32 protein-coding genes are annotated in these 26,663 nt (G+C 31.8%); 9 read left to right on the forward strand and 23 right to left on the reverse strand.

Annotated features, from left to right (window positions below):
* Positions 1-104 precede the first annotated feature (104 nt).
* Positions 105-737 carry a CatB-related O-acetyltransferase gene (locus tag OLM57_RS17030; RefSeq protein WP_264564883.1) on the reverse strand — a complete coding sequence of 211 codons (633 nt, stop codon included), beginning with the start codon at positions 735-737 and terminating at the stop codon, positions 105-107.
* A 467-nt stretch (positions 738-1,204) separates the two neighbouring features.
* Between OLM57_RS17030 and OLM57_RS17035 the strand changes: the two genes are divergently transcribed.
* Positions 1,205-1,657 carry a DUF202 domain-containing protein gene (locus OLM57_RS17035; RefSeq protein WP_264564884.1) on the forward strand — a complete coding sequence of 151 codons (453 nt, stop codon included), beginning with the start codon at positions 1,205-1,207 and terminating at the stop codon, positions 1,655-1,657.
* A gap of 93 nt (positions 1,658-1,750) precedes the next feature.
* Here the strand turns inward: OLM57_RS17035 and OLM57_RS17040 are convergent, their stop codons facing one another.
* The 13 genes from OLM57_RS17040 to OLM57_RS17100 form a co-directional block, all read right to left on the reverse strand.
* A complete protein-coding gene (locus OLM57_RS17040) occupies positions 1,751-2,611 on the reverse strand; it encodes a transporter (protein ID WP_264564885.1) in 861 nt (286 codons plus the stop codon).
* 90 nt (positions 2,612-2,701) lie between these two features.
* The gene (locus OLM57_RS17045) at positions 2,702-3,721 is read right to left on the reverse strand and encodes a phospholipase D-like domain-containing protein (protein ID WP_264564886.1); all 1,020 of its coding nucleotides are present in this window, start codon (positions 3,719-3,721) and stop codon (positions 2,702-2,704) included.
* 156 nt (positions 3,722-3,877) lie between these two features.
* Positions 3,878-4,639 (reverse strand): hypothetical protein, encoded by a 762-nt coding sequence (locus tag OLM57_RS17050; protein WP_264564887.1) that lies wholly within the window; start codon positions 4,637-4,639, stop codon positions 3,878-3,880.
* A gap of 266 nt (positions 4,640-4,905) precedes the next feature.
* Positions 4,906-5,394 carry a hypothetical protein gene (locus OLM57_RS17055; protein WP_264564888.1) on the reverse strand — a complete coding sequence of 163 codons (489 nt, stop codon included), beginning with the start codon at positions 5,392-5,394 and terminating at the stop codon, positions 4,906-4,908.
* A 102-nt stretch (positions 5,395-5,496) separates the two neighbouring features.
* Positions 5,497-6,651, reverse strand: coding sequence for a BamA/TamA family outer membrane protein (locus OLM57_RS17060; RefSeq protein ID WP_264564889.1), 1,155 nt, complete (start codon positions 6,649-6,651; stop codon positions 5,497-5,499).
* A 162-nt stretch (positions 6,652-6,813) separates the two neighbouring features.
* A complete protein-coding gene (locus tag OLM57_RS17065; RefSeq protein ID WP_264564890.1) occupies positions 6,814-7,389 on the reverse strand; it encodes a DUF4136 domain-containing protein in 576 nt (191 codons plus the stop codon).
* Positions 7,390-7,506: 117 nt separating this feature from the next.
* A complete protein-coding gene (locus tag OLM57_RS17070; protein WP_264564891.1) occupies positions 7,507-8,739 on the reverse strand; it encodes a BamA/TamA family outer membrane protein in 1,233 nt (410 codons plus the stop codon).
* 63 nt (positions 8,740-8,802) lie between these two features.
* Complete coding sequence (locus OLM57_RS17075; RefSeq protein ID WP_264564892.1) at positions 8,803-9,177, reverse strand: hypothetical protein; 375 nt, start codon at positions 9,175-9,177, stop codon at positions 8,803-8,805.
* A 72-nt stretch (positions 9,178-9,249) separates the two neighbouring features.
* Entirely contained in the window at positions 9,250-10,029 is a 780-nt protein-coding gene (locus OLM57_RS17080; protein ID WP_264564893.1) for a hypothetical protein, read from the reverse strand.
* 25 nt (positions 10,030-10,054) lie between these two features.
* On the reverse strand, positions 10,055-10,501 hold the full coding sequence (locus OLM57_RS17085; protein WP_264564894.1) for a copper resistance protein NlpE: 447 nt from the start codon (positions 10,499-10,501) through the stop codon (positions 10,055-10,057).
* On the reverse strand, positions 10,491-10,838 hold the full coding sequence (locus OLM57_RS17090; RefSeq protein ID WP_264564895.1) for a DUF1622 domain-containing protein: 348 nt from the start codon (positions 10,836-10,838) through the stop codon (positions 10,491-10,493). Before OLM57_RS17090 ends, OLM57_RS17085 begins: the two co-directional genes overlap by 11 nt.
* Before the next feature lie 73 nt (positions 10,839-10,911).
* Positions 10,912-11,424: a DUF4251 domain-containing protein gene (locus OLM57_RS17095; RefSeq protein ID WP_264564896.1), complete on the reverse strand. Its 513-nt coding sequence runs from the start codon at positions 11,422-11,424 to the stop codon at positions 10,912-10,914.
* Positions 11,425-11,481: 57 nt separating this feature from the next.
* A complete protein-coding gene (locus OLM57_RS17100) occupies positions 11,482-11,871 on the reverse strand; it encodes an META domain-containing protein (protein WP_264564897.1) in 390 nt (129 codons plus the stop codon).
* Between the two features lie 129 nt (positions 11,872-12,000).
* Between OLM57_RS17100 and OLM57_RS17105 the strand changes: the two genes are divergently transcribed.
* From OLM57_RS17105 to OLM57_RS17120, 4 genes are all read left to right on the forward strand, one after another.
* Positions 12,001-12,525 carry a hypothetical protein gene (locus tag OLM57_RS17105; protein ID WP_264564898.1) on the forward strand — a complete coding sequence of 175 codons (525 nt, stop codon included), beginning with the start codon at positions 12,001-12,003 and terminating at the stop codon, positions 12,523-12,525.
* Between the two features lie 72 nt (positions 12,526-12,597).
* Positions 12,598-13,125, forward strand: a complete 528-nt coding sequence (locus tag OLM57_RS17110; protein ID WP_264564899.1) for a superoxide dismutase family protein — start codon at positions 12,598-12,600, stop codon at positions 13,123-13,125.
* A 24-nt stretch (positions 13,126-13,149) separates the two neighbouring features.
* Positions 13,150-13,719 carry a YdeI/OmpD-associated family protein gene (locus tag OLM57_RS17115; RefSeq protein ID WP_264564900.1) on the forward strand — a complete coding sequence of 190 codons (570 nt, stop codon included), beginning with the start codon at positions 13,150-13,152 and terminating at the stop codon, positions 13,717-13,719.
* A gap of 67 nt (positions 13,720-13,786) precedes the next feature.
* Positions 13,787-14,989 (forward strand): LETM1-related biofilm-associated protein, encoded by a 1,203-nt coding sequence (locus OLM57_RS17120; protein WP_264564901.1) that lies wholly within the window; start codon positions 13,787-13,789, stop codon positions 14,987-14,989.
* Between the two features lie 85 nt (positions 14,990-15,074).
* Here OLM57_RS17120 and can read toward each other — a convergent pair whose 3' ends face one another.
* The 4 genes from can to OLM57_RS17140 form a co-directional block, all read right to left on the reverse strand.
* Positions 15,075-15,716, reverse strand: coding sequence for a carbonate dehydratase (gene can / locus OLM57_RS17125; RefSeq protein ID WP_264564902.1), 642 nt, complete (start codon positions 15,714-15,716; stop codon positions 15,075-15,077).
* A gap of 88 nt (positions 15,717-15,804) precedes the next feature.
* Complete coding sequence (locus OLM57_RS17130; RefSeq protein WP_264564903.1) at positions 15,805-17,460, reverse strand: SulP family inorganic anion transporter; 1,656 nt, start codon at positions 17,458-17,460, stop codon at positions 15,805-15,807.
* Between the two features lie 212 nt (positions 17,461-17,672).
* Positions 17,673-17,981: a hypothetical protein gene (locus tag OLM57_RS17135; RefSeq protein WP_264564904.1), complete on the reverse strand. Its 309-nt coding sequence runs from the start codon at positions 17,979-17,981 to the stop codon at positions 17,673-17,675.
* Between the two features lie 103 nt (positions 17,982-18,084).
* Positions 18,085-18,564: a Dps family protein gene (locus OLM57_RS17140; RefSeq protein ID WP_264564905.1), complete on the reverse strand. Its 480-nt coding sequence runs from the start codon at positions 18,562-18,564 to the stop codon at positions 18,085-18,087.
* Between the two features lie 95 nt (positions 18,565-18,659).
* On the opposite strand from OLM57_RS17140, the gene OLM57_RS17145 reads away from it, so the two are divergent.
* Positions 18,660-19,601, forward strand: coding sequence for a LysR substrate-binding domain-containing protein (locus tag OLM57_RS17145; protein WP_264564906.1), 942 nt, complete (start codon positions 18,660-18,662; stop codon positions 19,599-19,601).
* Positions 19,602-19,663: 62 nt separating this feature from the next.
* Here the strand turns inward: OLM57_RS17145 and OLM57_RS17150 are convergent, their stop codons facing one another.
* The 3 genes from OLM57_RS17150 to mnmD form a co-directional block, all read right to left on the reverse strand.
* Positions 19,664-19,855 (reverse strand): hypothetical protein, encoded by a 192-nt coding sequence (locus tag OLM57_RS17150; RefSeq protein ID WP_264564907.1) that lies wholly within the window; start codon positions 19,853-19,855, stop codon positions 19,664-19,666.
* Positions 19,856-20,067: 212 nt separating this feature from the next.
* The gene (locus tag OLM57_RS17155; RefSeq protein WP_264564908.1) at positions 20,068-20,265 is read right to left on the reverse strand and encodes a hypothetical protein; all 198 of its coding nucleotides are present in this window, start codon (positions 20,263-20,265) and stop codon (positions 20,068-20,070) included.
* Positions 20,266-20,394: 129 nt separating this feature from the next.
* Positions 20,395-21,063, reverse strand: coding sequence for a tRNA (5-methylaminomethyl-2-thiouridine)(34)-methyltransferase MnmD (gene mnmD / locus OLM57_RS17160; protein WP_264564909.1), 669 nt, complete (start codon positions 21,061-21,063; stop codon positions 20,395-20,397).
* A gap of 299 nt (positions 21,064-21,362) precedes the next feature.
* On the opposite strand from mnmD, the gene OLM57_RS17165 reads away from it, so the two are divergent.
* Complete coding sequence (locus OLM57_RS17165; protein ID WP_264564910.1) at positions 21,363-22,430, forward strand: branched-chain amino acid aminotransferase; 1,068 nt, start codon at positions 21,363-21,365, stop codon at positions 22,428-22,430.
* A gap of 75 nt (positions 22,431-22,505) precedes the next feature.
* Here OLM57_RS17165 and OLM57_RS17170 read toward each other — a convergent pair whose 3' ends face one another.
* Positions 22,506-22,886, reverse strand: coding sequence for a nucleoside triphosphate pyrophosphohydrolase family protein (locus tag OLM57_RS17170; protein WP_264564911.1), 381 nt, complete (start codon positions 22,884-22,886; stop codon positions 22,506-22,508).
* An 81-nt stretch (positions 22,887-22,967) separates the two neighbouring features.
* Here OLM57_RS17170 and OLM57_RS17175 point away from each other — a divergent pair, with 81 nt between their 5' ends.
* On the forward strand, positions 22,968-23,156 hold the full coding sequence (locus OLM57_RS17175; RefSeq protein WP_264566923.1) for a hypothetical protein: 189 nt from the start codon (positions 22,968-22,970) through the stop codon (positions 23,154-23,156).
* Between the two features lie 72 nt (positions 23,157-23,228).
* Here OLM57_RS17175 and OLM57_RS17180 read toward each other — a convergent pair whose 3' ends face one another.
* Positions 23,229-25,265 (reverse strand): dipeptidyl peptidase 3, encoded by a 2,037-nt coding sequence (locus tag OLM57_RS17180; RefSeq protein ID WP_264564912.1) that lies wholly within the window; start codon positions 25,263-25,265, stop codon positions 23,229-23,231.
* Between the two features lie 284 nt (positions 25,266-25,549).
* On the opposite strand from OLM57_RS17180, the gene OLM57_RS17185 reads away from it, so the two are divergent.
* Positions 25,550-26,662 (forward strand): SRPBCC family protein, encoded by a 1,113-nt coding sequence (locus OLM57_RS17185; protein ID WP_264564913.1) that lies wholly within the window; start codon positions 25,550-25,552, stop codon positions 26,660-26,662.
* The last annotated feature ends 1 nt before the right edge of the window (position 26,663 follow it).

Below are 26,663 nucleotides of genomic sequence, written 5' to 3' on the forward strand. Positions count from 1 at the left end.
ATCTTTTTTAGTTTTTATTTGTTAAAAAGCCGCTATTGTCCCTGAATGACAAAGCGGCTTTTTTATGGGATGCTAGTTCTGTTATTAAATAATGCTAAGCGAAGTTATTTCTCCTGAAGTTCTAATTTATCTATATCTGTATCTGTCAGGTTTTGAACATTTCTTGTAATTTTTTCAATTTCCCAATCCCACCATTTTAATTTTAAAAGCCTTTCGATAACATCATTGGTGAATCTTTTTTTGATTTCGGTTGCGGGGTTTCCACCAACTATAGTATAAGGTTCTACGTCTTTTATTACGGTTGCGTTTGTTGCAATAATGGCTCCGTCGCCAATGGTTACTCCTGCCATAATGGTTGCATTGTAGCCTATCCAAACATCGTTGCCAATGTGAATGTCGCCTTTTTGTGGATATTGCTTTCCTTCCATAGCATTTTCCCAGCCTTTCCCAAAAACTGCAAACGGATACGTTGTTAAAGCATTTGTAAGATGATTGGCTCCATTCATAATAAATTTCACATCGGAAGCTATCATACAAAATTTACCAATTATCAGTTTATCTCCAACAAAGTCAAAATGGTACTTTACATTTTTCTCAAAGTTCTCCACGTTTTCAAAATCATCATAATAGGTGTAATCGCCAACAATGATATTTGGATTTTCAACTATGTTTTTTAGAAAACAAAGTCGGTCATAATTTTGAAGTGGAAATTTTATGTTTTTATCTGGGGCTGTCATTGTTTATTACTTTTGAATCATTACCAAATATATTAAATAACACTTAAAAATCTCTGCTAAAATTTTGAATTAGTTCTCAAAAAAATTGGTCTTATAAAAAATAATTTCACGTTTTCCTTTAAGTGGTTAGGATTGCGTGAGGGATGGGCTAAGCTACCGAAGTAACAGCAACAGCCCAGCAGCATAAAGAAAACTAGCCGACTAACAAGTATTATAAGTTGGTTCCTTTTCTTTAGGGTGACACGCCCTTAGTATATTTCTGATTTAGGTTTATGCTACTGCGCTTTTATGATTGTTGTACATGCATGGGTTTAAATATTTGTGGAAATCATCATTATTTAGAAAAAATAGATGAAGAAATTCTACTCGAAAACAGAATTGCAAAAATTAAAAAAAAAACATATATTTGTTAGAGAGCACATTACTAACACTCTAAAACAAACCATTTAACTATAAATCCAATTAAAATGAAAGACGAAATTACATCTAACCCAGAGGCAATAGAAACTGAAAAAAAACTGCTAAAAGAAAAAAAAGACAGAGATAAAGAGCTGATCACTTTGGAACGTTTTAGGATTGCTGCAGAAAAAATGCAACTTTCTTGGATAGCAAGATCTATTACTATTTCGGCATTAGGATTTACCGTTTATCGTTTACTGGAGGATGAAGAAGCCAAAGGAATTGCAAATTCTGTTGGATCAATCAGCCCCAGTGAAGTGGGATTAATCATGCTGCTTATTGGATTTGTCGGATTGGTCTGGGCAACTATTGAACATACTAAAACTTTAGAAAAAGTAAAACGACAATACACTGTTTATCAAAAAATGCCTGTGTCTATTTCATTAATACAATCGTATGCAATAATTTTAGTTACATTAATTCTAGCTATTTCTTCTTGTCTGCGCTATTTTAAAATTTAAAAGCTTGCGAATGAATTTTAAACAAAAAAATCCAAAATTGATTGAATTTTGGATTTTTTTTTTTGAGCTCTGTATATATATTCTAGTAAAATCCTAAAAGAAAACATACTGATAGGAAAGCGATATTGAGTCATAATTCAGTCCAATATCTTTAAAGGTTCCTGTATTAACTTGCAATTTCATTGACTGACTTCTCGTAAATGGTACAGACCACGTTAGTCCTATTCTTGAACTGTTAATCAAACTTCCCGTAGGTAAATCATCAATAACGGTTTTTCCTCCGTTAAACCAGTTCATATTAAATCCTATCCACATTTGATTTTTAAAATAATAACTGGCATGCCCCTGAAAAGAAAGTACAGGTTTTTGCTGAAGATCTTTGTCTCCAAGGTATTCATCGTTTTGCGTATAAAACCAAACCCCAGAATAGAATTCAGCATAAACATGTGTAAACCGTTTGGATACACCTACCTCGGGTTTGAATCCCCAACGATTGGCTCCGATATTGATTCTTTTATCAGCGTAATAACGACCTGTAGGCACTGATGTAACCAAACTTACCCCAAATATTGTTTTTTGCTGATATTGGCTAAATTGCTTTCTCTCCAATGCTGGCGATCCTAATAAAATTATTCCAAATCGTATGCGCATATCGCCAAAACCAGTTCGATTTCCAGTTATTTCTTCACCATTTACTTTGGCTCTTCCATCCATTGTTACATATGGGAGGATGACTTGCACTCTTGCCAATTTATCGGCCAATCCAAAAGTATGCAAATAACCAACTCCAAAATTATTGCTTGAAATAACAAAATCCTCAATAGGCAAAGTGGGTTCAGAAACAACATTCCCTTTCAAAAAACCGTAACTAGCAACTACAACATTAGCACCTTTCGGCATATTGGCATAAGCTCTGGGCTCAAGATCTTGAGCAAAAGAAACAGTACTTATCAAAAAAAAGGTAATTAAATATACTATTTTATTTTTGTTGACAAGAAAAAAGAATAAAGATGCAACCATACTTATACGAGTATTATATAAAATCTAATGCTTTTTATGATGCTTTACAGCTTTGTCATCTACTTCTAATGCAAGACTTTCTGAACTCCCCAGATTATGATTTTCTAAATCGTTAAAAAGACCTTCATCTGAAAGATCAAGTGGTTTTGAATTTTCCCAATCGTGATTTGCAACTTCTTGCAAACGTTTAATAATTGCTTCATCATGAATTTCAATAGCCAATTCTCGCCTATCATCAAAACTCCCTGGAGCCAAGTTTATAGAACCTATAATAGCTCTTTCTCCATCAGCCAGAATCATTTTACCATGCAATTTGAGTTTTTTGAGTTTATGAATCTTTACACCCACATCTTCTAAAATACGCAATCCACCAACCCCTTCAACCAATTTTTGTTTTTTTAAGGAATGAGGCGATTTTGCCATTATATGCACTTTTACACCTCTTATGGCTGCCCTTACCAAATGTTCAACTATTACCTCATCTTGATAACGTTCGTTTTGTACAAATAAAGTATACTTGGCTTTGTCTATTAATTCAGCAATACGCAAACGACCATTCCCTGTACACCAAATAAGTTTAGCATCGGTTCCCGGTACAAATACAATCCGATTCCAATCAGCCTCAAAGCAGGATATGATTTCTTTTACTTCGTGTTTATGCGTTGTAATAATGGCATAATCTCGAGATAAATTAAGATTTTTGGTGTCCCAATTTAAAGAATGAATAATAGCTAATTCATCATCAACTACCATCGATTTCTCATGAGTAATTCCAAAAGACGGATTACTGTCTCTTACTTCTACACCAACTTCTTCCAGTAATTTTCTGACTTGATCATTTTCTTCTACACCGTTCCTTCTGGCAGGGTTAAGCATAATATCTATTTTAACTCCTCTTTTTTTGGCTTCAATAATCGCATTAATTAAATCCGGATCCGAAAAAATAAACATTTTTACGCGAATGGATTTCTTTGCTTTTTTAATTGCATCAATTATTTGTTTTCCAGTATCATCTGGGAGTACAATTAAAGAACGAGTAGACATGATAATAAATTTAAGGTTTAATTACGATATACAATTTAGCGCTTTACAAATATATAAGAAGCCATTAGCAAAAACTAATTTCAACCCATAAAAAAACCCCGAAAATATCGAGGTTTAAATTCTGAATAGCAACTTTAAAATTAAAATTAAAGTCAACTAAAATCTATATCCAATACTTATATTGTATCTAAAACCAACTGCTGTAAGAGACTGAACTCCTTTTTTTGTAATTCCCTCATCTCCAGTAATATTGCCTATGTTGGGGAATTTATCTCTCATCTTTTCAATTATTTTTTGAGCCAGTTCATTTTCATCCAATGAAGGGATATCTCCATCTACTTTTACATTGTATTTATAGGTTGTTACAGATGGCCCAAAAAGCACGCAATCAATAACCAATCGATCCCATAATACAAATTGATACCCTAATTCGCCTCCTACATTGTATAAATCTAATTTCATATTAAGATTGGCACTGTCAGTAACATTTGTATCAGGATCTGTATAATCAAACCCCCTGCTACTGTCAAAACTAAAATAGGACACAAAAGGAGCCAGATAAACACCACGTGGTCCACTATATTTGTTGATTTTTCCTAAATAAAATCTATAATCCAATCCTAACGAATAACCTGATCGGCTTCCCTTTGGCTGAAAATTAAACCCAGTAAGAGTTGGAATAAACTTTGGAAATTGTTGATACCCAAAAACAAAATTGATACTTTGATTCTCTTTTATCATCCTTTCATAAGAAAATTGATAAGATGCATCATACAAAAGCATGTTTGTCGCATTGAATTTTATAGAATTCTTAAAATCTTTAGGTGTTTGTCCGAATACAGATACATTTCCGACCAATAAGAGCAATAAAAAGACTATTACAAATTTAAATTTTAAAATTGTGGCTGAATTTATCATGACGTTTTAATTAAAAATTAAAGGATAATGTGGTATACATACAAATTTAACATTTTTTTCTGATTAATTAAAATAGAAAATTAAAATAAAGCAACTAAAGAATGGTAGTGCTTGATTATTAATTAATTGATAATTTAAATCTCCGAAAAATTACTTTTTTCAACTTAAAAAAATTTAATTTTAGGCATTTAAAATATAAAAAAAACGCAAAAAAAGAGCGTAATGAATTGTACATTACGCCCTTAAATATTCAGTAGCAAATAATTTTAGTTTGCATTTACTTTTGTCTTATCCAATTCGCCTATAAAAGGAATAGCATTTTGAATACTGCCTCTAATTTCAGTTTGCAAATAAATCTCCAATTGAATCCATTTTGCGGCATTTAATGCACCAGCAGCCTTTTTTGCTTTTTCATAATACGTTGAATACAACTTATCATATCCTAAATTATTTTTCAAAGTCCCTTTAACTATTGCATCGGCATTGGCATCAGTAAGATTTTGAAAATCGGCAGCATATTGATTGATTAATTGTATTTTGGTTTGACCCAAATTTTTACGTTCTACTTCGTAAGCATCGTAGACTTTTGCAAAATCAGTTGCCTGAACGCCCGACAAAGCCATGTATTGATTTACCAGTTCTGTTTTTGATTTACCATAAACAGACTGAACAATATCAACATCGTCTTTCATGGTTGATTGGGCAAAATTACTTGAAGAAATAGCAAGTAACATAAAAAGAATAAATTTTTTCATAATATAAGATTTAATTGTTAAAACACTCAAATTTAATAATTTAATGTTTATTTTAATAAAAAAACCTTTATTTTAAAGATAATATTGTTGAAAATATATTTTTTAAAACGCTTCACCAAAACTAAAATAAACCCCTCTTAAAGAACCTCCTTCTCCAAAACCACAATCAAGTCTCAAATTGGTTTGATGCTTACTGTCAACCATAATTCTCAATCCTCCACCATAAGAAACTCTCCAGGTTTCAAAAGACACATCCTTGTAACTCTCAAATACCCTACCCGTACCCACAAATCCTACAACTCCAAAAATATTCCAGACCGGCATACGGTATTCAATCTGTCCGTCAATAAGAACCTTATCTCGATACGCTCCTTGGTAATACCCTCTCATTTGATCAGATCCACCCATCAACGAAAGATCATAGAATGGTGTATCGCCAAATGCATTGCTGGTATATGCCTGAACTGCAATAATATGTTTAAGCCAAGGATTGTAATACTTACGCATGTCCAAAATAAAATTGGTAAATTGATAAGTACTTCCAAAGAATTTGGGATGAAAAACCAGACTTGACATACAATATTCTCCTTGTTGTGGATTGTACGGATTTTTTCTTGTGTCATATAAACCAGAAAAACCTGCCCCTACATCATAACCACCCGTCACTCCCGGTACATTATCTTGAATTAAAAAACTATCCGCAGGGATTTGCATGTTCCAATAATTGGCAAACTCAATGGGAATACCAACATATAAATTTTTTTCAATTTGCATCAAATTATTAGAATAAAATTTAACCCTGTCAAAATTTATTGCTTCTTCCGTTGCTTTTGTTACATCATTTCCTATTCCAAAAATGTATTGGGGTTGTTTTTGATAATAGACATAACTTTGAATTTGATATTTATTTTCCTTAAAAAACAATTGTCCGCCCAATACAACATTTACTCTCCCTTTTGATGAAAAAGTCACCAATTCGGTCAACTTAGAAGGTTTGGATATGGTATCTTTTTTTGACAGATTAAGAACATTGAATTTGGTCAAACCGTATATATTTCCAGCTTCAGTGGTATAGCCATAAATAGGCACTGGAAACACCCTAAAAAAAGCTTCCGCCTTTTTATTAAATGCATTGAATTTTGAAACTTCACTTTCTTTTGCAACAGTCGTATCCTTTTTGACGGTTGTTGCCGTTTGAGCAATTATAGAAACAGAAAATAAAAAAAACAGGATTGCAATTAATGTCTTTTGAAACATAAAATTTTATTTAAATAAGTTTACTTTAACAAAACTAATGTTAAAAAATATACTTTTATTCATTATCCTTTTCTATTTCAAAAAAAAAACATTGATCCTGGAATATGGTCAATGTTTTTTTTTTAAAATATTAAATTAAAAGTTTAGCCTGCAAAATTTTTATTATTGCTTTGGTGCTCCCGGAGGAAAACTAGCCATAATTTTAGTAACTGCATCCAAAACAGCTTGATCAGGATTATCCGATTGAGAGTAAATATCTTTACTACCTGTACCGGTCCATATAAGCGTTTTAGTAGAGGCGTCTATGATATCAATTACAAGAGAACCATCCGTATAATTCTGAACACTTACCGTAGTATTTGCCATACCTCCCATACCTCCATAACCACCACCCCAACCATAAGGGCGATACATTCCTCCTGCTCCGTAATAGTTAGTATTGGCGTTGTATTGTTTTTCTGCTTGCATTACTGTAGTTGCGTTTACCAACATATCCGGATTGCTTGTGTCTTCGGTAAAACCTTTACTAATCAAATTTGCTTTTACATCACTGATAATACGATTTTGATTGAGTTGATTAATTGTTTGCCCAGTTACATTTAATTGATAAAAAGAAAATGTTTTGTATTTTGAAAAATTAGCTGAATGATCATAATCCGATGAAACGGTAACCGATGAACAGCTAACGAATAAGGAAACCAGAAAAAGAAATAACGATGTTTTGATGATTGTTTTCATACTAAATTGGTTTAAAGTTTGTTTGTCTCGTAAAGTTATAAAAAAATATTGAAAATGTAAATAAATTACAAAAACAATCCTTGTTAATATAGACAGATTATAAGACTAAAATTCAACCTAAAAAGTTTCACCCGCATTCAGATAAAATCCTTTAGAATGGTTTCCTACTGCATAATCTATCACAAGATTGGTGCGGGTTGCTTTGTCAATCAACACCCTTAATCCAACCCCAAAAGCTGGCTGAACATAATCGAATAGCCTAACTGAATCCATTTTATTGCTTGCGGTTGTGAAACTGGTAAAGACAGTTCCGCTAAGAGCTTGATTACACGTAATTGGAAATCTTAATTCGGCTTGAAGATAGGCCAAATTATTGCCTCTAAATAATCCCTGCGTGTATCCTTCTCCACTCCTACTCCTTTGATCCCAACCTATAGCTGGCAAATTTAAATACGGAACATTTCCATGTGTTACAAATTGTCCGTACCCCCAAAATCCCAAAACAAAATTCTCCTTTTTTTGACTCAACGGAATAAAATAGCGAAACTCTGTAAAAAGTACATTACTCACTTGTTGCTCTTTAAACAGAGCAGGATTGATTCTATAATTTAGATTCGCAAACCAACCTTTCCTAGCATTAATCTGATTGTCTCTGCAATCATAAATAAAATTTAGACTCAAACCATTTACATAATATTCCAGCGGATTAAACCCGTTTTCTATCGAGTAATTGTAATGATAGGTATAGTCGCCATTGGCAACATCCAGATCTTTATCAACAATACTCGAATACCAATCTAAATCTATACCGCCTCCTATGTAGAAATGGTTGGAAAACTCCCAAGAAGCCGTTTGATGAAATTTAAAATAATTATAATCCATGGGTTCTGCAATCGACTCAATTTCAAAATCGGGATTGTCCTTATGGGTTGGAATTATATTTGTTCCCAATCCATAATTGGGTTGCGTAAAAATGTACAAACGATAATCACCGCTCAAAAAAAGCTTATTATTTTTTAATAAAATATTGTTTTTTACATTTATCAGTAACTGATTCTTGGTAGTAAAAACCACGCCTAGATTTGCCGAAGAATATTTATCTAATATATCGTACCCTTTAAAAGTATATTGGGCTGTTGCACCATAACTAAATCCCGTAGCCGGTTGTGCTCCAATGACAGGAATGATAAGAAAAAAACTATTCTTGAGAGGTTTTACAACCAGAAGAGAATCTTTTTTTTTAAATAATTCCAATACTGTTTTTGGAGGGCAATCTAAACCTACCTGTGCTTTTACATGACAAAAAACAAACATCAAAAGCAGTAAATAGCTATTTTTCAAATATCTCATTTATTATGATTTTGATATTCAGAATTTATATTCTTAGAAAGTAAAAAAAAATTAAATTGTCTTTTAAACAGTTTCCGATTTTTTAAGAAATAGAAGCAAACTCCATATTGAGAATATTGTATGGAAACCCACTATCAAATATATTCCGGGTCCTTTTACTCCATAATTGATTATACTATAGAGAACAATGGCAACAATAGAAATATTGTAAAACAAAAGGGTTTTAACCACAAATATCGCCGATTCCACTTCTTTCATAAGCCAACAAATGATAGCGATTGAAAGTATAGCTGCTCCGGCAATCATTCCCGCAATTTGCCCTCCAAATCCATCTAAAGTAACTTCAAACAATAATAGTATTACTAATTTTGGCACAAAAATTAATGCTAGTCCAGTTAATGCTTCAAAAAGAGCTGTGAGTTTTAAAAATGTTTTCATGTCGTATTTTTTTTAATCAAAAACGCCTTATAAACTTTTGTATAAGGCGTATTGTATTATTTTTTTTAAATGTTAAAAATTAAATCCAAATTTGATAACGGGTCCAAACGTATCCATATTATACAAAAACCGATCAGAACCACTTCCGTTTTCATAATCAAGTCCTATAACCCTGTAACCTCCCTGAATTTGGAATAATTCAGAGAAGCGGTATCCTGCATATGCCTGTACTTGCCATGCAAAATTAGTGTCTGCTCCAAGTCCAAAACCACCTATTTCACCACGAAACTTATAGATTATTTTTTTGCCAGGTTTATTGGTAAATACAGCTATAAACATTGGATCAACCCATCCTTCAGAAATCTCCCTTTTTCTATTAGTTGTTCCGCCACCCAAATTATTTTGATTAATGTCTACACCCGATTTTATTGAATTGTAAAGCAATCCCAACCCAAATTGCAAATTTGGTCTTACTTTGTACAGTCCAGCTACTTCCCAACCCAATTGCTTTGCCGAAACTTCCCCGTTACTTATTAATGCATTTCCTTTCACACCTTGCGCCAAATCCATATACAATAAATCTGAATTGACATTCCATTTTTCATTGGATGCCTCAAGATACAGCATTGCTCCCATTTGCAGATTACTAAAAATATCACTTGGAGTTACATCGGCAGTAACATCGGGAAGATTCCCCAGACCCACATCTCCTGCCATATTAGGAAACATTACATACGGTTCTGCAAGAAATGACCAACCAGCTTTTACAGGTATTGTTTTTTGAGCGTTGATTTGAAATGAATTAAATACAAACAGCATTAAAATTGAAAAATAACTGAATTTTAGTTTCATAGTTTTATAATTTAATTATTACTGATTATTTCTTTTTTAAAATATATAGATTTGCTGACTGACCCGTTATTGGATTACCTTGCATATCCAATTGCGTCAAGGTATTTTCGCCAACTTTGTATTGGCTTGGTCTATCCCTTGAGCCTTCAAGTGTTACCGAAGTTCCAGTTTTGTCCCAAGTAAAAGAACCTTTTTCTATAAAAACCTTACCTTCGCCTTTACCCAAATATTTTGTTGCCAACGAAAAAGTTTTATCTTTGTTTAAAGTTACTGTAGTTTCAATTCCTTCGCAATCTGCGCATGGCAAAACCCCTTTGTATATACCTTGCCAATCCAATGCATTTTCAGAATTATGACTATCCAAATCAACTGTTGTTGTTGAATCGGTAAACACCTCACTGCTTTTAATTTCTTTTTTACAACTTAAAACTAATAATGAAAAGCTAAAAATAATTATAATTTTATTTCTCATTTTGTTTTTCTTTAGATTCTTTCAATTCTCTTTCCAAAAAGTAATTCAAGGCGGTTCTCAAAGTGGCTATTGCCGCGAGTTGTCCTATTTCTGTCCAAGTTGGTGCTATGGCTGTTTTAAGAATATCGGCTCCCAATAATAATTCTAATGCGATTGCCAACGATTTCCCTAATGAAAGTCGGATATTGGTGTCTGGCAAATATCCAGCAGCCTTGGAAAAAGAATCTTTAAAATATTGAATTACCGCTTTCAAAGAAGAATACGCGATTATAATTGCCGATAAAAACTCAATAAATTGGGCAATTGTTTGAGTACTTATTTTTATAATTTCTTCCATAGAATTAAAATCAAACACTCATTTTTTTAATTAAATTACAATAAATCGAGTTTAAATAAATACCCTTTTTGTTTTACTTCGCTTTTTTTAGTTTGTAAATTTTACCTCGATACGAAATTGTCGAACGATTGGAAGCAGTAATAGTTAATGATGCATTGCCTTCTAAAAATACAGTTAAAATCATGTTATATGACACTGTTTTTTCATTAATAGAACATTTAATTACGTAGGATTTATCATCTTTAACGGAAGAATAATTTTGTATATTTCCTTTAAAGTAAAGACCTCCGTTGGTGCTATTATACCCAACACCACTGTAAGCTGTTCCAAAAAAAGGCATTTCGCTTTTTATAGAATCCTTTTCAAATTTTAAAAAATTAGGATTTGTTGTCAAATCTACACTTCTTGTGCCTTGAGGATATGCCATATTAGCCTCAAATTTAAACTCTTTTGATTCTAAAAGCGCAGCAATCTCATTTTGCTTTGCCAACTTTTGTTCTTCTTTCAATTGTTTTTTGGTTTTCTCCTGCGCAAAACCACTTACAATACTTAATGAAAGAAAAACAGTTAAAAATAATGTTTTCATCCCTTTAACTTTTAAATTACATTTTATGTGTAAAACGCATCATTACAATATTTCCGGTTATAAATTCAAAGTTTTTCCATCGTCAGTAATAGAATAGGAGTCAATTTTATCCAGTGTTGACATATATATAGTGTCTCCATTACCTTGACATGCCATCATAGTCATACCCATTTTGGCATCTTTAAAATTAATTTTATTTCCATCCACAATGAGAGTTCCGAAATACTGGTTACAGCTGTTATTTCCTCCAATTTTATTTGTTGCAACATCAAATACAATTGTCGGTTTCTTGTCTGGATACAAACCATCAAAAGCAATTCTTGGCCCCGTTATATAATTTAGTTCCCAAGTTCCTTCCAACGAAGTGGTTTTCATAGTTGCTTTTGTTGTTGAGCATGATACAAATGCTATGCAAATGAATACTATCAATAAAGTTATATTTTTCATGGTCATATATTTAAATATCTAAAATGTGTCTTGTAAAAATACTAAATATTAATAAGAAAAATGTTGTTTTGATTTCAAATTTGCTTTTTAAAAAGGGTATGATTATTTTCGTATAAAAAAGACAATAACATGGTATTACTAGGAATAGGTTCTCGAATTGAACACCCCGAATTTGGAAAAGGAGTTATAACAAACGTTTCTTCAAAAGAATATTGGGTGACATTTATAGAAAACGGTTTGGAGACTATACCGTTAAACGATGATTTCAAAGTTATAGAAGCTACTGTAGATGAAGTCGACACTGTAAGTTTTTCTGAGGTGGAACAAAGTTTGCGAGACCTTTTGAAAAAATGGTCCGATGTCTCTGAAATTGTTCCTATTGGGGATAAATGGAAAGGAGGCAAAATGATTCTTGAGCCAGGTCAAGCTGGTTTGGTGTCCAAAGAGATTCCAATTGATACTTTTTTTCATAAAATTATAATGGTTCGAGATCGTTTGCGCGTAATGGAACAAAAAATTAATACCAGCAAAATAGAAGAAATTGAAAAAATAGAATTGCAACAATACATCACTCGCATATATGGCAGTTTGACCTCTTTTAATATTTTATTCAAATCAACAACCAACCATTTTGTGGGCGAAAAGTCAAAATAGATTTTAAGAAACAATTAATTTTAATACGCTTTTTTATACGTAATTTTATAATCTAATTAAAAAATTAAAATCATGAAAAAAATAATCTTATTAATTGTCATTATTATCGGAGTTATTATTGGTTGTAAAACCAGTGGAAATTCAAGTGAATCCAAAAAATTAAATTTAGTATTCGAATCAAAAAGCAATAGCAAAGTTACCGGAACAGCCACTTTTGTAGAGAAAAATGGCAAAGTAACTTTTGTTGCCAAAATTGCAGGATTACAGCCAGGAATTCATGCTATTCACATACACGAAAAATCAGATTGTTCTGCTGCAGACGGAAGCTCGGCCGGAGGGCACTGGAATCCGACCTTCAAAAAACACGGAAAATGGGGTGTTGATGAATACCACAAAGGTGACATTGGTAATTTTACTGCTGACGGAAATGGAAATGGAACAATAACATTGACTACAGACGAATGGTGTATTGGCTGTGGAGATGCTACAAAAGATATCATTGGAAAAGGACTTATTGTGCATCAAGGTGCCGATGACTTTGTTACACAACCTTCAGGAAATGCTGGAGCAAGAGTAGCTTGTTCTGCCATTATTAAATAAATTCATAAAAGTCTTTTATTGCTCTTGAAAGAAAAAGAACATCATTATTTTAAAAATGCTGCCGATTGGCGAGAATGGTTGCACAACAATCATCATTCGTCAACTGGTGTGTATTTGATTTTTTATAAAGTGAACAGTCCATTTGAAAGTATGCGTTGGGAAGAAGCTGTACAGGTTGCCATTTGTTACGGTTGGATTGATTCGACAGTCAGAAATGTTGATGAACACAGCCGAAAACAAGTTTTTTCGCCTAGAAAAGACAAAAGTGTTTGGAGCAAACTCAACAAAACCTATATTGAGAAACTCATTGCTGATAATCTGATGCACGAAAGTGGATTGGCCAAAATAGAAAAGGCAAAGCAAAACGGCACATGGACTTCCTTGAATGCTGTCGAAGATTTAATAATACCAGAGGATTTAGAACTAGCATTCAATCAAAACCAAACTGCTTTTGAAAACTATCAAAATTTTAGTCCTTCCTATCGAAAAAGCTATCTATACTGGCTCAATCAAGCCAAAAGATCAGAAACCAGAAACAGTCGAATTGCCACGATAATTGAATTTTGCGAGCAAAATAAAAAATCAAGGGATTAGTTTATTTTATTATAATTCGAATTAAAAATTCATAAAAAAACATAGCTTTGCAAATTAAATCAAAGCAATGATTAACCCTTCGGCATCCGGTTGGATCGATAAATTTTTTTCAAAATTACCGTTATCAGAACAAAATGTTTCTGAAACTGAAGCTGTATTTTATCAAAATTTAAGGAATACTGGTTTCATCTACGGTCATATCATTTCATTTGACACTCCTTTTACTATAGACACCAAAGGATGGTTTAAAGAAGAAATATCTAAAATTGCTTTATTATATGCTTTATATGCTATTTATCGTTTAAACAATCAAGAAAATAATCCAACCCATTTTATAGAACAAACAAATGCATTTTATAAACAAATGCATCCCGAGGGTTTTAGTCTATTTAAAAAAATATTACCAAAAAACACTACTTCCTTAACACTCGAAAAAATAATTGATCAGCGAGTTCAAACGAATGAAAACATTATCAATAAAAACTTTTCGCATCTCGTTACCAATGCACTTTTATTCATAGATGTCTTGGCTTTTCGCCAATATTTAATTCACGGTGAAATTCCAGAAAAATATCTTAAAAAAATTGAAGAAACAGTTGTCAATATTGTAACTCTGGCCTTAAAAATCAAAACCAACAAGTCACAATATGACGATTTATTAATCAAATTATTTGAAGCCTCTATACGATACAGTAAGTTTTCCAAAAAAGAGAATATTACTTTAGAGAATTTAGAACTAGACTATTTTACCACCGAATTAGAGAAAAAATACCTCATTGATATGGCAGGAATGGCCTTGTGGAGCGATGGAGTTCTCGAAAACAATGAAGCCTACTTTTTACATACTTTAGCAAAAAATCTTACTATTGAAGATGAATTTGTATCAGAAAGCATTATAAGTACAGATGGATTTATTGCCAAACACAAAAAAGAAATCCCTTATTTTAATTATTCGAATCCTGTAAAACATTTTTACGATCAAACCACACAAAGTGTCATTACTTTAATTTCCCGTAATAAAACAAGATTATTAAAGGAGATTATTCAAAGTAAAGAATTGATGCTCTTACTAGCACATTCTACTCACAGAGATTTGGACGAAAAAGAAAAGAAAAAAGTAAAGAAACAAATTTTGGATATATGTAAAACAGTTCCTTCTTTGACTATATTTTTGCTCCCTGGAGGCAGTTTATTATTGCCTATTTTAATTAAGTTTATCCCAACACTACTACCATCGGCATTCAATGAAAATTTGAACAGTGACGATTAATCATAAAAAAAGGCTGTCTAAAACATAGACAACCTTTTTAATAATTTAAAAGAGATTACTTCATTCAGGACTAAACCGTATTATATTACTTATTGAAATTCAGTTGATACACTTCGTCCAAATCTTTATCCGAGCTGAAGTTTACCCCCAAATCGGTCACAAAACCTGAATTCAATCCATAAACCCATCCATGTAAAGTTACTTCTTGGCCATTTTTCCATGCAGATTGTATGATAGATGTTTTGGCCAAATCAAACACTTGCTCTTTTGCATTGATTTCTACAAAAGCATTAAAACGTTCGGTTTCATCAGCAATCGAATCCAAATATTTGTCATGCAAACGATATACATCTTTTATGTGTCGAATCCAGTTATCAATAATACCTATAGAGTCATTGCCCATCGCTGCTTTTACACCTCCACAACCATAATGTCCACAAACAATAACGTGTTTTACTTTTAATACATTTACAGCATAATCGAGTACACTTAACATATTCATATCCGAATGCACGACCATGTTTGCAATATTTCTATGCACAAATACCTCTCCTGGTTTGGCACCAATAATTTCGTTAGCCGGTACACGACTGTCCGAACAACCAATCCATAGTAATGGTGGAGTCTGACTTTTGGCAAGGTCTTTAAAATATTCTGGATCTAGATTCAACTGATCTTCAACCCACTTTTTATTATTGTCTAATATTTTTTTATAAAAATCACTCATTTTCGTTGTTTTTATTGGTCTATTTTTTTTAAGTTAAATATAATGCAAGATAACAGTATAAAAGATTTAATGCTTTTAAAATCAGAAATTATTCTTTAAAATCTTCTTTTACCACTGTCTTTTCTACCATTTCTCTTTTTACAAAATCATAATGATGCTCAATGGTTACATGATTTTGTGTTTCGGCACTATTTTCTAAATGATACTCTTTTTTAAATCCTTTTAGTTTTACCTTAATATTATTATCAATAGCCCTTGTAGTTTTAAATTCATGGATTAAATCCAAAATATCGTGAGCAATATAAACTGTATCGTGAGCATTAATAACAACTTTACTATTCTCTGGAATATTTGCCAATGTCAATTTTATTGCTGCTTTATTCAAGAAAGAAACCTCTTGAGCTAAATCGATGTGAATAACATCCCCATCAAGATATTCATCTTTTCTAAAGCTATACGCTCTTTTAAGATTTCCTCTTAATATAAATACAATACTAATCGCAATACCCAAAGCCACCCCTTTTAACAAGTCGGTAAATACTACACCCAAAAATGTAGCGATAAAGGGTAAAAATTGATATTTACCGTAGTGCCAAAAATGTTTGAAAGTTGCAGGTTTTGCCAATTTATATCCAACCAAAATTAATACAGCAGCCAAAGTTGCCAAAGGAATCTTATTTAAAATAAAAGGAATCGCAATAACAGATACCATTAACAATACCCCATGAATTATAGCAGATAATTTTGATTTTGCACCAGCTTCATTATTCGCCGAAGATCGAACTACAACAGATGTCATAGGCAATCCACCCAAAAGTGAACTCACAATATTCCCGATACCTTGCGCTTTTAACTCGACATTTGTATTGGTAAAACGCTTGTGAACATCCATTCTATCGGCAGCTTCTATACACAACAAGGTTTCAATTGAAGCAACAATAGCTATTGTCAAACCAACTACCCACACTTTTGGATTCATTATTCCAGCAAAATTTGGAGTAACAATAATTGCTTTAAATTCGTCTAAATTTGTCGGAATAGGCAACGAAACCAAATGTTCTTTTCCTATAGCTAAAGAACTACCAGAAGCGGTAAAGAATTCGTTTAGTAATATTCCGAGAATAACCGCTACAAGAGCTCCCGGAATGATTTTTAATTTTTTCAAAAAAGGTACTTTATCCCACAAAATTAAAATGGCTATTGAAACTGCAGCAATTATTATCGCACCTAATTGTAAGTGATTTAAAACTGCAAATAAAGAGGAAAAGGTATTGTCTCCATCAAGTTGAGAAAAAGATTCATTACCTTCAAAATCAGCATCGTACCCAAAAGCATGAGGCAATTGTTTCATAATAATTATGACTCCAATCCCTGCCAACATTCCTTCAATTACATTAGTTGGGAAATAATTTGAAATACTTCCAGCTTTCAAAAAACCCAATGCCAATTGAATTAATCCAGCAATAAAAACGGCAGTTAAAAAAACATCAAATGCTCCCAAATCAGTAATTGCTGTCAATATTATTGCTGTCAAACCTGCAGCAGGACCAGAAACACTAATATGTGATTGACTTAAATATCCTACTACTATACCCCCAACAATACCTGAAATAATCCCAGAAAACAAAGGTGCTCCGGAAGCCATTGCTATTCCTAAACAAAGTGGCAAAGCCACTAAAAAAACTACTAAACCAGAAGCAAAATCAGATTTGAAATACGTAAAAAGGTTTGTTTTTTTTGACATAATAAATTTATAAAGTTAATTTAAAAGATTAAATATAAAAATTTATCTCCATATAACATTATTAATCAACACAATAAGCCAGTCCATATCAAAATGACAACTTTGCGATAATCTCTTGGGGATTATTGAGAAAGTGACCTAATATGAAAAATTACTAGTGCTAATAAGTAAAATAGAGAATAGTATTTTTGACTATAAAAAATTAAAATAATCTATAAACGATTTGGGGGAGGAATAAATATTGATGCAGTAATAATATCATGTTTTGACAAATTCTCAGAAAGAATGAGACTGGAATTATTGATAAAAAATTGAGGTAATTCTAATAAAGGATGAGAATCAAATATAGCTTTAATTCCTTTTAAGGAATGTTCTTCTTCAGAAAAACTATAGAAAAAAGACGTATCGCTATCTTTCTCTATTAACCTAACAATTGTTGGAGTTATTAGAAAAGTTATAAAAACAAACAATAATACTTGTGCGACTACTTTCATTGCATCAAAAGTAGTTCTAAAGAGCAAAAATTAAAAACCACATCTTAAAATTTAAAAAAAAATTAACATACCCAAAAAAACCAGAATATAATTACAATTATTCTGGTTCACTTTTTATTGCATTAAAAAATTACAAACTCTCTTCTAACCAAGCTTTCATCATCCAAATTGTTTTCTCTTGTTCTACTATAAAATCACTCATCATAGAATTTGTTCCTTCATCATTTATTTGTGAAGCTTTGTCAAGAATATTTCTTTCATTTTTCAATAACTGTGATAACGAATCCACTATCAACTGAATTGCTTTTTCATCATTCGAAATATTTTTTCCGACCGTCAATTGATTGAATTTAATATAATCCTCAAAAGTATGCAAAGGTCTACCGCCTAAAGTAAGAACTCTTTCAGCAATTAAATCGATTTTTAATTGAGAATCATTGTATAATTCTTCAAATTTTATATGCAAATCAAAGAAACGTCTTCCTCTAATATTCCAATGCAACCCTCTTAAACTTTGATAATAAATTTGATAATTCGATAAAAGTATGTTCAATTCTACGATAATAACTTCCGATTCTTCTACGGGTAATCCTATTGTACTAAGTTTCATTTTTTTTATTTTATTCAAATTTAAGTAATAAAATCAAAAAATTATCTATAAATTAAATTGATTGTTTTTATATTTGCATAACAATCAATTATACAATGACAATTACACAACTCAAATACGTTTTGGCCGTCGCCGAACATAAAAATTTTACTCTTGCAGCTGAAAAATGCTTTGTTACGCAACCAACATTAAGCATGCAAATTCAAAAAATAGAAGACGAACTCAGTATTCAAATTTTTGACAGAACCAAAAAACCAATACAATTGACAGATATTGGTCAAAAAATTGTCAATCAAGCCAAGAATATTGTCAACGAAGCAGATCGCATTCAAGATATAGTAGAACAACAAAAAGGATTTATAGGAGGGGAATTTCGATTGGGAATAATACCAACGATTATGCCCACTCTTCTACCCATGTTTTTGAATAATTTTATAAAAAAATACCCAAAAGTTAAACTTATAATAGAAGAACTCAATACTGATGAAATCATTATAAAATTAAAAAACGGGAACCTTGACGCAGCAATTGCTGCAACACCACTGGAAGACGAAAAAATTAAAGAAATTGTACTCTATTTTGAACCTTTTGTAGCCTACATTCCTGAAAACAATGCTGTTTTTCAAAAAGAGGAAATTGAAATTTCAGATTTGAATATAAATGAAATTTTGTTACTCCAAGATGGACACTGCTTTAGAGATGGTATTCTTAATTTGTGTAAATACCGAAGTGAAACAGACCCGAAATCTTTTCAAATTGAAAGTGGCAGTTTTGAAACCTTAATAAAATTGGCTGATGAAGGATTGGGAACTACTTTATTGCCCTATCTTCATACCTTGGATCTTAAAGAAAAAGACAAGTTAAAGCTAAGACAATTTAAAGAACCCAAACCGGCCCGTGAAGTCAGTTTGATTTATCCAAAAAGTGAATTAAAAATTCAGATTATTGATGCTTTGAGATCTACAATCGCAGGAGTAGTAAAAGGAGCAATAGTTTTTCAAAATGTTCAAATTGTGAGTCCATTACCAAAAAAATAAAATAAAAATAGGAGCTAAAAATTAGCTCCTATTTTTTTGAGGGTGATTTGGTGCACATTCATTTATAAATATACCAAACAATCTTGAAGTTCTGGTTTTTCATTTGTAAAAAACAAAAGCCATTTCTTCAAATTTTCAATCTCATAAGGCAATAAATTTTTAATCGCTTTTTTAAGTTCTTTAGCAAAAAGCTCAGGATCAAAACTCACTCTTTCGAGTACCATTTTTGTGTAATCATAAATCATTCTGGACATAACAAAAAGGTTTAAAAATTTAAATTAGTAAGCATTAGCAAAAATATTAAAATATTTTATTTCTGCAAATAAAAAAATCTATTAAACACTATAAAAGCCGACAAAATACAAAAAAATTTCTTATAAAAAAGATAAAACTTACAAAAATACATTTCTTAAAATTCAAAAAAAACATAACAAAAAAAAAGAACCAAATAGTTGGTTCCTTTTTTTTATGGGTTTACAATTAGTAAACAATGCTTTAATTCTGGTTTTTCGATTGTGAAATTGAATAACCACTCTCGCAATTGTTCCATTTCAAATGGTAATAGTGTTCTAATTGCTTTTTCTAATTCTTTACAGAAAAGGATTGGATCAAAACTTACTCTTTCAAGTACAGATTTTGTATAATCAAACATTATTTTAGACATAATAAATTAAGATTTTTGGGGTTAGATCTTGATTTTAACGTGTTGTAAATGTACTTTATTTTTTGAATACAAAGTAAAAATTTAACATAGAATTTTTATATTTTTTAACTTTATCATTAAAAACCAACATTAAAAATCTCCCTTTCTTGCTCTAAACATTTCCCTCTTTCCAGGAGGTCCAGCGAGTTTTTCGACAGTAAATCCAACTTCTATCATGCTCCTCTTAACAACTCCTCGAGCGGCATAAGTGACTAAAATTCCGTTTGGTTTAAGAGCTTCAAACATTCTTTTAAATATTGCTGTACTCCACAATTCGGGTTGTACGCGATATCCAAAAGCATCAAAATAAATTAGATCAAACTTTTCGACATCATCAATTTCTTCAAAAAACTGTTTTCTTTTAGTCAATGAAAATGTTTCGGTTACAATAATTTTTTCTTCCCAATTTGCCTGATGCATTTTGTCAAAAACAGCTTTCGATTCTAAAGCATTTAATTCTGAAACATAATTCATTGCAACCAATTCGTCAGCCGAAATGGGATAGGCTTCTACTCCAACATAATCTATGTTTTGATTTAAATCTTTGGATTCTAAATAAGTAATAAAAGCATTCAAACCCGTTCCTAAACCAATTTCTAAAATAGAAACTTGTTTATTTGGCAACAAAGCCAATCCATTTTTTATAAAAACATGTTTTGCTTCCTGAATCGCTCCGTGTTTGGAATGATAACATTCTTTCCATTCTTTTATGTGAATTGTTGTTGATCCATCGAGTGTTTGTATAATTTCTCTTTCCAAAATATTTTTTTGTGGGATTTATATTTTCTGTGTTTCTTATCAAATTCAAAATTACTTTAAAACAATATCTTATAGTCCTATAAAACGAATCTTTTTTTAAATAATTCACACAATTCTGTCCATAATTTTAAATAAATTTTAACTATAAATAAATCACAATTAAATGCTGTAATTTATACCATTTTAGCAAGGATTTCTCTGATTTTTATTTAATTTTGCAATCAATAATTCTCCTTTAAAGAAATTTAAGCGTTTGGTTATTAACTATAAAAAATATCTTTTTAAAACAATACATTATTATGAGTACAACTCAAACTAACAAAATAGAAACTATAAAAGCGAAGACTTCAAAAATAAATGAAGTTGATTTTGATAATTTACACTTTGGATCTGTATTTACCGATCATTTATTTGAATGTGACTACACCAATGGAGAATGGCAAAAGCCTGTAATTAAGCCTTATGCACCTTTTTTATTAGATCCTTCTGCTAAAGTTTTTCATTATGGTCAGGCTATTTTTGAGGGAATGAAAGCCTACAAAGATGATAATAATGATTTATGGCTTTTCAGACCTGATGAAAACTTTAAACGTTTCAACACATCGGCAGTAAGAATGGCGATGCCTGAAGTTCCGGAACACATTTTTATGGATGGTTTGAACCAATTGTTGCAATTGGATGAGGCTTGGATAAAAAAAGGACTTGGAAACACTATGTACATCAGGCCTTTTATGATTGCAACCGGAGAAGGTGTGATTGCAAATCCTTCAGAAGATTATAAATTCATGATTATCCTTTCTCCTGCAAAAGCCTATTATTCTGGAGAGGTAAAAGTTTTAATTGCTGAACATTTCAGTAGAGCTGCAAATGGAGGAATTGGTGCTGCGAAAGCTGCCGGTAACTATGCCGCTCAATTTTACCCAACCACTTTGGCTAACAAAGAAGGCTTTCAACAAGTGATCTGGACAGATGATGCTACGCACACCAAGCTGGAAGAAGCTGGTACTATGAATGTATTTTTCAGAATAAACGATACATTATTGACTGCGCCGGTAAGTGAACGTATTCTTGATGGTATCACTAGAAAGAGTCTTATAGATATGGCCAAAAAAGAAGGAATTAAAGTAGAAGTTCGCCCAGTATTAGTTTCTGAACTTGTAGAAGCATCTAAAAATGGTTCTTTGAAAGAAATTTTTGGAGCTGGAACTGCAGCAGTTGTTAATCCAATAATTGGGTATTCTTATAAAGATGTATATTATGAATTGCCTAAAATAGAAAATTCTTTTGCAATTCAACTTAAAGAAAAACTTACCAACATTCAACATAAATTGGCTGAAGACACTTTTGGATGGACCGTTAAGGTATAGATTTCAGATTTCAATCAAATAAAAAAGCGGTTTTCATTCTGAAAATCGCTTTTTTGTTTCAAATCCAGACTAAAACTAAATCAATTTAGAGAAATCGGGTTTGAAATAATTTGGTCCTTTCATTACTTTTCCGTCTTCGCGATAAATAGGATTTCCATCTTCTCCCAATTTACTCATGTTAGAGCGTTGGATTTCATCAAAAACGGCTTCAATTTTGTGTTGCAATCCATGTTCGATAATAGTTCCGCAAAGAATATACATCATATCGCCAAGTGCATCGGCAATTTCGACCAAGTCATTATTTTGAACGGCTTCAAGATACTCTTCATTTTCTTCTTTCATCAAATTGTAACGAAGTATGTTTTTGGCTTCGCCCAAACTTGCTATTGGCATTTCGCTATGTCCTATCCTGAATGCCGTATGAAATTCCTTAACAGCGTTGATTTGTTTTTGCATCCTTTTTATTTTTTGATTTGAACTGGAAATTTAACAACAATTTCTAAACTAATGTCTAAATTTGTCGAAAAATATTTTAACATGTTTAGTCAAGGTCAATTAATATTTGCTGTTTGTTTTTTTATTGCTTTTGTCATTGCAATGGTATTTGCTTACCGTAAAGATGCTAATCTACATAAAGTTTTCTACAAAGGAAATTATAAAATCCTAATAGGTTTCCTTGTTTTTATTGGGCTCCTATTTGTAATCAAAATCTATTTTAAACATTAAAACATTCTTTATTCAAAAAAAAAAAACGCCCAACATCACTGTGGACGTTTTTGTATTATAATTGATTCGTTTTTAGTTTTTCAAAGGCAGAAAACCAAAGTCTTTTGAATATTCCAACATTTGTTCTGCAAATGATTTTGGTTGTTCAATTTCTATTGCTATAATTTCACCTTTGGCATTTAATTTAGGAACTAAAACAGGGTTTACAAATCCGCTGTAAGGTGCATCGGGAAATTGCTTATTACGTTCTAAAACCTCAGCGTGTATTTTTTGATCTACTTTTACACCATAAGTTTCTACCAAAGCTTTTCCAGCTTCATAATCCCCTTCCGATTTTATACGTTGTACTTCTTTCAATAATTGACCAAATAAATCATGAAGTTTATCATAATCAGTAATATTGAAATACGTTTTTCCGTTGCGGGTAATCATCTCAATTACATTGTCTTTTTTACCTTTTTCATACACCCAGGCACTCACCCATTGGCGGTTTCTCATGTGCGCCTCTTCAATATTGGCACCCAATTCCAATCGAACGAGCTGTGTCATCAAACCATTTCTGATATAGCTATCGTAACTTTGCATTCCTAATTCTTTCCAATTATCTGTAAGACCCAATTCTTGAATTTTTGGATTGTACAAATAATACAAACCTACTAAATCTGCTCTTCCTTCCTCAAGAGTCGATGCATAATTTTTCAACGTTTCTTTTGGAGTTCCAACACCCGGATTAATTTGTCCTGATGCATGACCAACCACTTCATGTAAAGATGTATGCAATTTACTTCCCAATTCACCATATTTTTCGGCCAATCGAATTTCTTCTTCATCATTGGCAAATTCTTGCAATCTTCCTTTTCCGCCAGATTTTGAATATGCGTCAATAATATTACCTAGAGAAACAGACTTAGAACCATATTCGGCACGAATCCAATCTGCATTGGGAAGGTTAACCCCAATAGGAGTACTAGGAGATGAATCTCCAGATTCTCCAGCAACCACAACCGTTTTATACGAGACACCAACTACATTTTTCTTTTTGTGTTCTGGAGCCAAAGGAGAATTGTCTTCAAACCATTGTGCGTTTTTGGAAACTACCTCCATTTTTTTAGACATATCAAAATCTTTTATTTGAACAACTCCTTCATAAGACCCTCTATATCCCAATGGATCATTGTATACCTCAATAAAACCATTGATATAATCGATGTTTCCATCGGTAGCCTGTAGCCATGCAATATTGTAATCATCCCATGTTTTAAGGCTTCCTGTTTTGTAATATTGAATTAAAAGACCAATAGCATCACCTTGCTTTTTATTTTCTGCGACTTTTTGTGCTTTTTCCAACCAATAAATAATTTTGTCAATTGCAGGTCCATACATGCCACCACTTTTCCAAACTTTTTCTTCCAATTGTCCTTTTGAATTGCGAACTAATTTTGAATTCAAACCATAAGAATAAGGTTTCTTTGGGTCCGGACTTGTTTTTGTAGCATAAAAAGCCTCAGCTTCTTTTTGAGTGATTCCTTTATCATAAAAATTAATAGCAGAGCCTTCCAATAGTCCTTTTGAAGAATCAAGATTCACTTTTTTGGAATCAACATCGTTAAAAAGTATTTCGATAATTTGCGGAGATAAAGTGGTTTTTGTCGATTTTAGCAAATTATTAAAATAGGCTATCGAAAAATCGGGTTTAATTTTTTCACTTGAATAATGGTGATGAATTCCATTTGAGAACCAAACTCTTTTTATATAGATTTCAAAATTCTTCCAATCGGCAGTGTTTTTATCACCTTTAAAATTTTGATAAATATGCTCTAAAGCACTTCTAATCTGTAAATTGTATTTATAATGCTGATCCCACATTATATCACGCCCTGAGGTCCCCGCCTGAGTGAGATAATACACTAATTCCTTTTCTTTTAACGTTAAATTATCCCAACCCGGAATCTGATAACGCAAAACTTTAATATCAGAAAATTGTTCTACAAAATAATCAAATGGAGCTTTATCAGAAGTTTTTACTGTTGCCAATTTGTCGTTTTGAGCCGAACAAACAACAGAAACTGCAATAGTCATAAAAACGCCCGCAATTTTAAGTAATTTCATTATTAATGATTTTTAGATGTTAAATAAATAAATATTCAACAAATATACATATTCTTTAAATAAATAATAAAAAACAGGCTTTTAAAAAACACAACAAAAGCAGATATTTTTACATCAATAAAAGATCAATCAAAACCAAAACCCCAAAAAAAAATTAAACCACAAGAAACAGAATTTGCAAAATACTATTGAAGTCGTCAGTAGTTTGACATTTTAAGGAATCTTATTATAAAATAATTAATTAAATTTCTAACTTTACAACAGAAAACTCAACCAAATCCATCATGAGAATTATTAAATATCTTTTTCTTCTATTTTTATTAAGCCTTGTAGCACTTACAATATTTATAGCCACACAAAAAGGAAATTTCACTGTTGAAAGTAGTAAAATAATCAATTCTCCGAAAGCCACCGTTTTCAACTACGTAAATGATTACAAAAACTGGCCTAAATTCAGTGCTTGGATAAAATCAGACGCGAACAGCAAACTGTCCTATTCTCCCATTTCAATAGGAGCAGAAAGTTCATTCAGTTGGGATGGAAACAATGATACAGGAACTATTACAACTTTATACACGAAAGGAAATGACAGTATTGTACAAAAAATGGACTTTAACGATCGCAGTTCAGACGTTTTTTGGAGTTTTAAAGATACTGTAGGAGGGACAAAAGTAACTTGGAAATCTAAAGGAAAAATGGATTTTATGATGAAGGTAAATTCCTTTTTGACAGGAGGAATTCAAAATTCGCAATCAAAAATATATGATAAATCCCTAGCAAATTTAGATAAATCGCTCAATTTAGAAACCAATACTTACAGTACCAAAGTAAATGGAATTGTAAAAAAACTGGAAACTTTCTATTTGAGACAGTCATTTACCAGTAAATTAGCTGATATCACCAGAAATGCAAATGCAGTTTTCCCAAAGATTATTACTTTTTGCAATCAAAATAATATCATTATGAATGGAAAACCATTTGTGATTTACCATACTTATGACACCATTCAAAATATAGCGAAAGTCTCTTTTTGTGTTCCTATAAAAGAGCAAATCTTTACCAGCCAGGGAAGTGATATTTTGTCCGGTAAATTAAATGCCTTTAATGCTGTAAAAACAACCTTAAATGGAAATTATACCTACACCAAAGAAGCTTTGGATAAATCACACGCTTTTTTTAAGAATAACAATCTTATTGCCGACCCTAAATTTTCACATTTAGCCATTTATACTGTTGGAAAAAGAGAATCAAAAACCCCTTCAAAATGGGTTACCGAAATTTATTTTCCTATAAAACCCAAAGACATTCCCGTTACCTATAAGCGGGTTGTAAAAGACAGTTTGGCGACTCCTCCTCCTACTACTCCAATTAAAAAAGAAGATCAATCTGAATTTTAAT

This window comes from Flavobacterium sp. N3904, from assembly GCF_025947305.1.
GTDB lineage: Bacteria > Bacteroidota > Bacteroidia > Flavobacteriales > Flavobacteriaceae > Flavobacterium.